Source organism: Clostridium sp. AM27-31LB, assembly GCF_003480745.1.
GTDB classification, from domain to species: Bacteria; Bacillota; Clostridia; order Lachnospirales; family Lachnospiraceae; genus Butyribacter; species Butyribacter intestini.
The window spans coordinates 11,490-22,872 of the sequence record NZ_QUJS01000014.1 but is presented as its reverse complement, the minus strand read 5'-3'; the positions used below and the strand labels follow the sequence as shown (position 1 = coordinate 22,872).

General features: G+C 37.7%; 6 protein-coding genes. All 6 read left to right on the top strand.

Going from position 1 to position 11,383, the window contains the following annotated elements:
- Positions 1 to 326 precede the first annotated feature (326 nt).
- The 6 genes from DW721_RS15240 to DW721_RS15215 all read left to right on the top strand — a co-directional run bounded on the left by DW721_RS15240 (position 327) and on the right by DW721_RS15215 (position 11,311).
- On the top strand, positions 327 to 1,241 hold the full coding sequence (locus DW721_RS15240) for an Abi family protein (RefSeq protein ID WP_182436356.1): 915 nt from the start codon (positions 327 to 329) through the stop codon (positions 1,239 to 1,241).
- A 371-nt stretch (positions 1,242 to 1,612) separates the two neighbouring features.
- Positions 1,613 to 4,729 (top strand): glycoside hydrolase family 3 C-terminal domain-containing protein, encoded by a 3,117-nt coding sequence (locus tag DW721_RS15235; protein WP_182436355.1) that lies wholly within the window; start codon positions 1,613 to 1,615, stop codon positions 4,727 to 4,729.
- Positions 4,730 to 5,098: 369 nt separating this feature from the next.
- Positions 5,099 to 7,744: a pyruvate, phosphate dikinase gene (ppdK, locus tag DW721_RS15230; protein WP_022014163.1), complete on the top strand. Its 2,646-nt coding sequence runs from the start codon at positions 5,099 to 5,101 to the stop codon at positions 7,742 to 7,744.
- 210 nt (positions 7,745 to 7,954) lie between these two features.
- The gene (locus tag DW721_RS15225; protein WP_118746239.1) at positions 7,955 to 8,779 is read left to right on the top strand and encodes a cell division protein FtsZ; all 825 of its coding nucleotides are present in this window, start codon (positions 7,955 to 7,957) and stop codon (positions 8,777 to 8,779) included.
- Positions 8,780 to 9,068: 289 nt separating this feature from the next.
- Positions 9,069 to 10,544, top strand: coding sequence for a class I SAM-dependent DNA methyltransferase (locus DW721_RS15220; protein WP_118746238.1), 1,476 nt, complete (start codon positions 9,069 to 9,071; stop codon positions 10,542 to 10,544).
- Positions 10,545 to 10,762: 218 nt separating this feature from the next.
- A complete protein-coding gene (locus DW721_RS15215) occupies positions 10,763 to 11,311 on the top strand; it encodes a hypothetical protein (protein WP_055946543.1) in 549 nt (182 codons plus the stop codon).
- The last annotated feature ends 72 nt before the right edge of the window (positions 11,312 to 11,383 follow it).

Below are 11,383 nucleotides of genomic sequence, written 5' to 3'. Positions count from 1 at the left end.
AGCCTTTCATTTATGAAATGAAGTAAACTCAAGCTGCATAGCAGCGACTGACAGCTTGCTGGCAGGTTTATGAATGTAATAAATGAAGGGCTGAACTGTTACGATTTTTGGAAATCATGCAACAAAGTCTGCTAAAGTAAAAGTAACTGTAAAATACAATTAGAAAAGAATGAAAATATTATAAGCAGAAAATAAGTTTTTTTATAGAAGAAATGAGGAGATGAAGATTGACAATAGTTTAACATAGTTGTTAATGATACAAAATTATGTTAATGTTATTATAAATTGTTTGTTACTTGAATAAGTTGGGGAAGGAGATTGACATGGTGGAGAAAATTTTTAGAGATACCAGGACACAAATAGGGATTTTGAAAAGTCGTGGAGTTATTATTAGAAATAAACGGTGGGCTAAACAAGTTATAAGAAGTGTAAATTATTATAATTTGATAAATGGATATAAGCAACCGTTTTTGCAACAGAATGTTAGCGGTGAAAAGTATATAGCAGGAACAACCTTAGAAGAAATATATGCTTTATATGAATTTGACCGTAAATTGAGAATAGTAACATTAGAGTATATACTTGAGATAGAAAAGCAGGTTAAGGCATTGGTTGCTTATTGTTTTTCAAAGATACATGGTCATAAAAATTATCTTAAAATTGAAAATTTTGATACAATCGGAGCTGACAAGTATAATCAAGTATGTATTTTACTTAGTAACTTATATAAGAAGATTTCACTTAATTGTAACAAAGATTTGTCGGTGTCGCATTATGTAAGGGAGAAAAGTTATCTTCCATTATGGGTTTTAGTAAATGCACTGTCTATGGGAGATATAAGTAAATTCTATTCTAATATGATACAACAGGAAAGAGAGGATGTTGCTCGCAGATTAAAATGGGGAGTGAGGGAGAATAAATTGGCAAGCTGTTTGTTTTTTCTGGCATCAATCAGAAATAGGTGTGCACATGATGAACGGTTGTATTCATATTTATCATATGTTAATTTATGTAATAATAGATATTTTTCATATTTTGGCACAAATTTAAGAAAAAATGATTATTTTGCAGTAATGGTAGCTTTAAAAATGTTATTGCCTGATAGTCGATATCAAATATATCATAGACAGATAGAGGGATTGTTTGATGAATTGACCTCAAATCTGTCGACTATAACTGTAAAAAAAATCCAAAGAATTATGGGAATGCCCAATAATTGGAAAAGATTGAAAAAAATATAAATTCAAAGTAAACTTTATTTGTTATTTAATATTGACAGATTTGCTACAATTATTTATAATGTATATGCTAATTAAAAAGATTAATTAGCATATACTATAATTGAAAGTACCTTGAATACCTACGCGGCTCAAGGGCATATTTTTTAGAGGAATCGGAAATAACCCGGTTCCTCTATTGTTTTTTTATGAAAAACACATAAACCGATAAATGGTGTATTTTTGGGGAATATTTGGGGTAATATTTTATAAAAAATTATGGTATAAAAGTGTAAAATGACTGCATTAAGAACTGAAAGTGATAGATGCACATTAAATGTCGGTTTGCAATATAGACAAAACTAACGAATTATATTTTGAGAATGGAGATTGATATGTCTAATAAAAAGATAAAAAATCCTTTGTGGGACAATGAACTTAATATAGAAAAAAGACTTGATTTTTTAATTAACAGCCTTACTTTAGATGAGAAGATAAGCTGTATGAGCAATGCTAATCCTGATATTGACAGACTTGGTATCAGGGCGTTCAATATAGGCGGCGAGGGAGCACACGGAGTGCAGGCGAGACACGACCAGGGAGGGGATTTGCGTGAGCCTGATTTTACAACAATTTTTCCTAATCCCATAGGAATGAGCCGGTCGTGGGACGAGGATATGCTTAAAAAGTCGGGCGAAGTAGTTGGAATTGAAACAAGAGGTCTTTTTGCTGCAGGAAAGAACGGAAGTCTTTCGGTGTGGGCACCTACGGTTGATATGGAGCGTGATCCGAGGTGGGGAAGAAATGAGGAGGCATATGGAGAAGACCCTTATCTGACAGGGAGACTTGCAGGTGCATATGTTGAGGGAATGCAGGGAGATGACGATTTCTATCTGAGATGTGCTGCGACCTTAAAACATTTTTATGCAAATAATGTTGAGGAGGACAGGACATTTACTTCCTCGTCAATAGATCCAAGAAATAAACACGAATATTATCATGAGCCTTTCAGAAGAATTATAAAAGAGCATGGTGCGGAAGCTATGATGACGGCATACAACGAGATAAACGGTGTACCATGTATGGTTATGCGTGATATTAAGGATTATGCAAAAGACAGGTGGGGACTTCATCATGTGGTGACGGATGGTGGTGATGTGCTTCAGACGGTAAACCAGCATGAGTATTTTGGCACGGATGCACAGACTGTGGCAGCAGGAATTAAAGCAGGTATTGACAGTTTTTCTGATAACAGGGAAAAGATGGAGGATGCAGTAAGAGAAGCATATGCCCTCGGTCTGATTGAAATGAAAGATATAGACGAGGCGGTCAGAAACCGTTTTGGTACAATGATAAGGCTTGGACTTTTTGATGCCTACGGTGACAATCCATATTCGCAGATTACGATTGAAGATGTCGGTACAAAGAAAAATCAGGAAACTGCACTGAAGATGGGACAGGAATCAGTTGTACTTCTTGAAAATAAAGATGGTCTGCTGCCTATTGATAAAAGAGATGCGATTGGAAATATAGGTGTAATCGGACCGCTTGCAGATGTGTGGCAGCTTGACTGGTATTCCGGACTTCCACCATATTATGTGACGGGACTTGATGGAATAAAAAAATATACGGACACTTCTTTTGAAAAAGGATTGTGCAGATTTAAGATAAAGGCAGACGGAAAATATCTCGGACTTGACAAAGAGGACAGACTTGTCATTGTAGATGAAAAAAATGCTGAAATATTTGAAGTTGAACAGTGGGATAAAAAGCAGTTTACCCTTAAAAGCTGTTCAAAAGGAAAATTTTTGTCGGTGAGGGATGATATTAATGGCGGTGAAAGTGGAGATATATGTGCCTGTAAAGACAGAGCATTTGGCTGGTTCGTAAAAGAAGCTTTCAAAATATCAGAATCTGATGGAGAACTTTCAAAAAAAGAAGCGGAGGAGACAAAGGTTTCACAAAATGAGAACAGACAGATTATTTTTAACAGTTCTGTTTCGTGCGGAGTGACAAGCTGGAATGATGAGACATTATATATAGATGAAAATGGAAAACTATGTGTGGAAAGTGCATTACAAAAAACAGAAAAATGCGATTATGGTAATAATGATGAAATAGTTGAAGAAAGTATGTCCCAGAAAATGAGTGCGAACGCGGAAAATAGGAATGAAATTGATAAATCTCTAAAGATAAGTAATTTTGACTTTGAACTTGTATCGGATGGTATTGAAAAAGCGGTAAAACTTGCAAAAAAAGTAAAATATCCGATACTTTTCCTCGGAGGAGATCCAATTATTACCTGTAAAGAGGATGTAGACAGAGAGGATATTGATTTTCCGGCATATCAGCAGGAGCTTCTTGAAGCGGTATATGAAGCCAATCAAAATGTCATTATAGTGCTTATAAGTAATGTCGCGTTTGATATATCATGGGCAAAAGAGCATATCAAATCAATATTATTATCGGCGTCAGGATGTATGGAACTTGGAACAGCTATAGCTGACAATATTTTTGGAAAGGTAAGTCCGGCGGGAAGACTCAGTACGACATGGTATAAGGAGCTTGCAAAACTTCCGCCTAAAGAAGATTACGATATAATAGCTCATCCGAGAACTTATGCTTATTATGACGATGAGGTGCTTTATCCTTTTGGATATGGAAAAACATATTCCGAGGTGAGATACCTTGACATGACGGCAGAAATAAAAGATTACACAAAGATTGCAGTGACCGTTGAAGTCGAAAATACAGGAAAATATGTGACGGATGAGGTTGTACAGATTTATGTGACGAAGAAAGGCTCGGCAGTTAAGAGGGCAATAAGAGAATTAAAGGCATTTGAACGCGTAAAAGAGCTTGCATCTGGAGAGAGAAGAACAGTCAGGCTTGAAATAAAAATAGGCGACCTCAAATATTATGATGTGGCAGACGAAAGATTTATTCTTGAAGATGGAGAATATGAAATTCAGGCAGGTTCGTCAAGCCGTGATATTTATTTAAAAAAATCTGTAAATATAAAAGGGACGGCAAGAAGTTCAAGAGATGCATGGCAGACGATAAAAGCAAACCACTATGATAAATATGAGAATATTTATCTGTATGAGGGAATAAACGGATTTGATGCAGTATGCACACTGGATAATAAAACGGATGGTGAAATTTCATATAGTAATGTGTGTGTTAAGAAAGCCTATCCGTTTAAGCCGGAGAAATATTTTCTCGAAATACTGGCATCTATAGAGGATGATGGTGTGGTCGAAGCTTTTGCAAATGATGAAAAAATCGGATGCTTTGTAAAAGGACAGACAAAAACCACTGGTATACACAGCGAAATAGGTACAGCGGCATTCAGGACGGACAAAAAGATGCCGTGGGCAGCATTTGGAAGAAAAACGGACTTTAAGAAATATGATATAGAACTCGATGGCAATAAGATTCCTGATGGGGAGTTTGAGTTAAAACTTAAAATGAGAGGATATATAAGGGTTTGTAGTTTTAAGATGCTATGAAGCTATTAGACGCTGATTCGTAGCTTATGTTTACTTCATATATTTGAAAGGCTATTCCGTCAAATATCTTTTTATGGTGGAACTGTTACAAATTTTTTAGTTTTTTGTAAAAAAAGATTTTTACATTTTGGTTTTATATGTTATACTATGGGTAGCGGCTTCATGCGGAACGGAAAATGTCGTGTTTATCGAGTGACATGAGTACAGTCCTTGATTTGAGGAGTGTGCCGTTTCCTGCCTGGCAGGAGATACAGATATATCTGACATGAAGTCAGTTTTGTGCCGGATTTTCATTTTGAAATGATGGCGGTTGCAATGCGATTTATATCGCAGACAATTATTTATTCATATTTAGGAGGTAACTTTACAATGGCAAACAAATGGGTATATATGTTCGACGAAGGCGACATGACCATGCGTAACTTACTCGGTGGTAAGGGTGCTAACCTTGCAGAGATGACTAAGATTGGTCTTCCTGTGCCACAGGGATTTACAGTAACTACAGAAGCTTGTACACAGTACTATGAAGATGGTCGTCAGATTAACGACGAGATCATGGCTCAGATCATGGATGGCGTTAAAAAGATGGAAGAAATCAACGGAAAGAAATTCGGAGATTCTAAGAACCCATTATTAGTTTCAGTTCGTTCAGGTGCTCGTGCTTCAATGCCTGGTATGATGGATACTATCCTTAACCTCGGTTTGAATGACGATGTTGTAGCTACAATGATCAAAGGAAACCCGGACCCAACATTTGAGCGTTTCGTATATGACTCATACAGACGTTTTATCCAGATGTTCTCAGATGTAGTTATGGAAGTTGGTAAGAAATACTTCGAGCAGCTCATCGACAAGATGAAAGAAGAAAAAGGTGTTAAGTATGATGTAGATCTTACAGCACAGGATCTTAAGACTCTTGCAGAGCAGTTCAAGGCTGAGTACAAAAATCAGTTAGGAACAGACTTCCCTTCTGACCCTGTAGAGCAGATGAAACTTGCTGTAGAGGCTGTATTCCGTTCATGGGACAACCCTCGTGCAAACGTATATCGTCGTGACAACGACATCCCTTACTCATGGGGAACTGCAGTTAACGTAATGCCTATGGTATTCGGTAACTTAAACAATGAATCTGGTACAGGTGTTGCATTTACTCGTGACCCTGCAACAGGTGAGAACAAACTTATGGGTGAGTTCCTTATCAACGCACAGGGCGAGGACGTAGTTGCCGGTGTTCGTACACCAATGCCAATCGCTCAGATGGAGCAGGAATTCCCAGAAGCATATGCTGAGTTCGTTAAGGTTTGTGATACACTTGAAAATCACTACCACGATATGCAGGATATGGAGTTCACAGTTGAAAACAAGAAGCTTTATATGCTTCAGTGCCGTAACGGTAAGAGAACAGCTCCTGCTGCATTAAAGATTGCTTGTGACCTTGTTGATGAAGGACATAAGACAGAAGAAGAAGCAGTTGCTATGATCGATCCTCGTAACCTTGATACACTTCTTCATCCACAGTTCGATGCTGCTGAGTTAAAGAAAGCTACTCCAATCGGAAAAGGACTTGGTGCTTCTCCTGGAGCTGCTTGCGGTAAAGTCGTATTCACAGCAGAAGATGCTGTAGAGTGGGCTGAGCGTGGTGAGAAAGTTGTACTTGTTCGTCTTGAGACATCTCCGGAAGATATTACAGGTATGAAGAGTGCACAGGGTATCCTCACAGTTCGTGGTGGTATGACATCTCACGCAGCCGTAGTTGCTCGTGGTATGGGTACTTGCTGTGTATCAGGATGTGGCGACATCGTTATGGACGAAGAGAACAAGAAATTTGAATTAGCAGGAAAGACATATACAGAGGGTTCTGAGATTTCTATTGATGGTACAACAGGTAACATCTATGACGGTCTTATCCCAACTGTAGATGCAACAATTGCCGGTGAGTTCGGACGTGTTATGGCTTGGGCTGACAAGTACAGAACACTTAAAGTTCGTACAAACGCTGATACTCCTGCAGATGCTAAGAAAGCTCGTGAGCTTGGTGCTGAAGGTATCGGACTTTGCCGTACAGAGCATATGTTCTTTGAGGAAGACAGAATTGCTGCATTCCGTGAGATGATCTGCTCAGATACAGTAGAAGAAAGGGAAGAAGCACTTGCTAAGATTCTTCCTTACCAGCAGGGAGACTTCGAGGCTCTCTATGAGGCACTTGAAGGAAATCCTGTAACAATCCGTTTCTTAGACCCACCACTTCATGAGTTCGTTCCTACAGAGGAAGCTGACATCGAGAAGTTAGCAAAGGCTAAGAATAAGAGCGTAGAAGAAATCAAAGCTATCATTGATTCACTTCACGAGTTCAACCCTATGATGGGACATCGTGGATGCCGTCTTGCAGTAACATATCCTGAAATTGCTAAGATGCAGACAGCAGCAGTTATCCGTGCAGCAATCAATGTAAAGAAGAAACATCCAGACTGGACAGTAGAGCCTGAGATCATGATTCCACTTGTTGGAGAGGTTAAAGAGCTTAAGTATGTCAAGAAGGTTGTTGTTGAGACAGCAGACGCTGAGATCGCAGCAGCAGGCATCGATATGAAGTACGAAGTTGGTACAATGATCGAGATTCCAAGAGCTGCACTTACAGCTGATGAGATTGCTAAAGAGGCTGAGTTCTTCTGCTTCGGTACAAACGACTTAACACAGATGACATTCGGTTTCTCTCGTGATGATGCAGGTAAGTTCCTTGATGCTTACTATGATGCTAAGATTTTCGAGAGCGATCCATTTGCAAAACTTGACCAGACAGGTGTTGGTCAGCTTATGGAAATGGCTGTAGAAAAAGGAAAGAAAGTTCGTCCATCACTTCACTGCGGTATCTGTGGTGAGCACGGTGGAGATCCTTCATCAGTTGAGTTCTGCCATAAGATTGGTCTTGACTATGTGTCATGCTCACCATTCCGTGTGCCTATCGCAAGACTTGCAGCAGCACAGGCAGCAATCGCTGAGAAAGCAGCTAAATAATTATAGCTGAAAAAGTAGATTTTCGTAGAGATATTCTACAAAATATAGTGATTAAACAACATAGACCGTCAATGCACTAAGATTAGTGTGTTGGCGGTCTTTTTATTTTAATATTATTTTTGAGGTGTGGCTGCAATACAAAAATAAAAATGTCGCTTTTTTGGTCGGAAAAAGTAGTTATAGATAAAGGTACCTAAACATATAACAGCAATGGAAAATGAGGAGGATATTATAAACCTCATAGCAGACCGGGATATGGTGATAATTACTTGCGGCATGGGTGGAGGGACAGGAACGGGTGCTGTGCCATTTATCGCAAAATGCTGTAAACAGGCAGGAATTTTAACGCTTGCTGTTGTCACTATTCCGTTTTTATTTGAGAATAAGCCACGAATGGTGGTGGCACAGGGAGGAATAAATAAACTGAGGGAAAATGTTGATACGCTGTTGGTCATTCCTAATGAAAAGCTTCTTTCTATTTCGGAAAAGCCCCTCACATTATGTGATGCGTTTGAATTGGCGGACTCTGTATTGAAAGATACAATTTGTGGAATTTCAAATATTGTTTATAATTGTGGAAATATTAATATTGATTATAACGATGTTAAAACAACCTTAGAAAATAAGGGAAAAGGTCATTTTGGAATAGGAACTGTTGAACATGACGGGTCAATTATAGAAGCAGTAAAACAGGCGGTAAACTGTCCGTTGCTGGAGACAGATATTGCAGGAGCAGAAAATATTTTGATAAATACAAGCGGACAGATTTGCCTTAAAGATTTAGACGATGCTCTGAATTATATAAGAGAACTTGCAGGAGAAGAAGTAAACATTATATGGGGAACAGTGTCAGAAGAAGAGAGTGATAAAATTGTTGTATCACTTTTTGCAACAGGTATGCCGGAAAAGGAAGTAAGACATACGGCATTAGGAGAGCACATGGATAATCCGAACCGTAACAATATCGCACCTAAAAGAGATGATACGGAAGTTATACAGATACCGCCTTTTTTAAAAAGACATTCAATCAGATAAAAGAGAGGGAAAATAGACGGAAAGCTGCTCTGTTACTGTTTGTAGATTAAGTATAAACAGTAGAATTTTGAATATTTTAATATTGTCAAAGAAGCAGCAGAACTGATTGCAAATATAAAGTTGATACAAATTTTCTCGTTGAAACAAAATGCCTGTTAGAATATAATGTGAAATATAATACTTTGTCAAGCTATAGTAATGAAAGTAAAGAAGATATAATAAACATAATCTGTCAGTTTGGCATAAAATTGAAATTGTATAATTAACAAATAAACTGTGGAGGATGAAAATGATAACAGGCGAACTTAAGAATAAAATAGATAAAATATGGGAGATATTTTGGACGGGTGGTATTACAAATCCGCTTGATGTTATTGAGCAATTTACATATCTGTTGTTTATAAAGCAGTTGGATGATGTAGAGACAACTAAGGAAAATGAGGCAAATTTTCTGGGATTTGAATATGAGTCCATGTTTCCGGGGGATTGCCAGAAATATAGGTGGAGCAAGTTTAAAAATTTAGGCTCTGCCGATGAAATGTATGACCTTGTGTTGAACGGTGTATTTCCGTTTATTAAAAATCTGCATCAGGATGGCGAGTCGGCATATTCTAAATATATGGGTGATGCAATATTCAAGATACCGACAGCGGCAATGCTTTCAAAAATTGTTGATGGAATTGACAATCTCGGAATTGGTGACGAAAAAGATACCGACACTGACTCAAAGGGAGATTTATATGAGTATCTTTTGTCAAAAGTTGCAACGGCAGGAACTAACGGACAGTTTAGAACTCCGCGTCATATAATTAAGATGATGGTGGAATTAGTACAGCCAAATCCGGATGATGTGATAATCGACCCGGCAATGGGTTCAGCAGGATTTTTGATAGAAGCACAGGAGTACCTGCGAAAGTATCATGAGGAGTCATTTTATGATGAAGCATTTAAGGAACATTTTGCTAATCATATGTTTTATGGAAATGACATGGATAGAACAATGCTCCGCATCGGAGCGATGAATATGCTACTTCACGGAGTGGACAATCCTAATATTTCTTATAGGGATAGTTTATCCGAGCAAAATAAGGATGTTGAAAAGTATTCACTTGTACTGGCAAATCCACCATTTAAGGGAAGTTTGGATTATGAAGCTGTTTCGGCAGATTTGTTAAAGGTAACAAAAACAAAGAAAACAGAGTTATTATTTTTGGCATTGTTTTTGAGAATACTAAAAAAGGGCGGACGGGCAGCCGTTATCGTGCCGGATGGAGTGTTGTTTGGCAGCAGTAAAGCACATAAGCAGATAAGAAAAGAAATTATAGAAAATAATAAACTGGATGCAGTTATCTCTATGCCAAGCGGTGTGTTTAAGCCATATGCAGGAGTGTCAACTGCGATATTGATATTTACAAAGACCGGTTCGGGCGGAACAGACAAAGTCTGGTTTTACGATATGAAAGCCGATGGTTACAGTCTTGACGATAAGAGACAGGAAGTGAGCGAAAATGACATTCCGGATATAATTGACAGATTTAAAAATCTTGAAGGGGAAACAGAGAGGGAGAGAACTGAGCAAAGTTTTATGGTCGATTTTGACGAAATAAAAGCTAATGGATATGACCTTTCCATCAATAAGTATAAGGAAATAGTATATGAACCGGTTGAATATGAGCCGACGGATGTGATTTTTGGGAAAATTGAAAAGATAGAGAGTGAAATTCAGAAAGAAATGTCAGAATTGAAAAAGTTGTTAGAGTTGTGATGGAGGGGGGACGAATATGGACAAAGACCCATTTAGGGAATATACAAATATGCAGGACAGATAAGAGATTACAATGTTACAAAAAAGAATGGGTACTTGATGGTGCAACTGTTCAAAAAGGTATTCACGAAACTACTGAGTAACTTGAATTGTTTCTTAGAGATTTATTGTTGAATGAAAAAAATAAACTTAATAATCGAAATTTGGAGGTAAAAAACATGAGGAAACTCGATAATTTTATTGACATGATGACCGGACACTTTAATAACAAAGAGCAATTTGATAAGATGCAGAAAGAAGGTAAAATATATCCTTATGCAGAACACATTAATACAATCTGTAATGGAAAAATTTTGAACCTTCCTAAAGATTTTAATGGTAAATTTATTGTTGAGGAAAGCTACTATGAGACAAATGGGAAACGCCATGCTTCCCCGCATCTTTTCCTTATTACAGAGAGGGAAGATGGAATTGTACTGTCTTCTTATGAAATACCTGAAGGAGAAGATAAGAGTACATTTTCATATGGTTCTATGAAAAATGTTGATTACACTGAATTGAAAAAATCCGAAAAATTTACTCCTGCACTCTATCATGAAAAGGATGGAATCTGGGAAGGAGGCAGTATAAGCCAGTTTACTCCGGTAATGATGTTTAAGCTATGGGAAAAGTTTTCCGATAGCTGCCTGGAAGTATCTGAAAGCATGGAAATTAACGGAAAAAGAACTTTTGGATATGATGAACCAATTATTTATAAGCGAGCGTAAAGCGAGGGATGCTTCTTGACTGAAAGTCAAGAAGATGAGGTATAGAAATGCTGAATGATTTGATAAATTCGG

Bases quoted from the DNA above. Each gene is read 5' to 3' on its own strand.
- DW721_RS15235 (WP_182436355.1), top strand. From the start codon at position 1,613: ATGTCTAATAAAAAGATAAAAAATCCTTTGTGGGACAATGAACTTAAT.
- ppdK (WP_022014163.1), top strand. From the start codon at position 5,099: ATGGCAAACAAATGGGTATATATGTTCGACGAAGGCGACATGACCATG.
- DW721_RS15220 (WP_118746238.1), top strand. From the start codon at position 9,069: ATGATAACAGGCGAACTTAAGAATAAAATAGATAAAATATGGGAGATA.
- DW721_RS15225 (WP_118746239.1), top strand. From the start codon at position 7,955: ATGGAAAATGAGGAGGATATTATAAACCTCATAGCAGACCGGGATATG.
- DW721_RS15215 (WP_055946543.1), top strand. From the start codon at position 10,763: ATGAGGAAACTCGATAATTTTATTGACATGATGACCGGACACTTTAAT.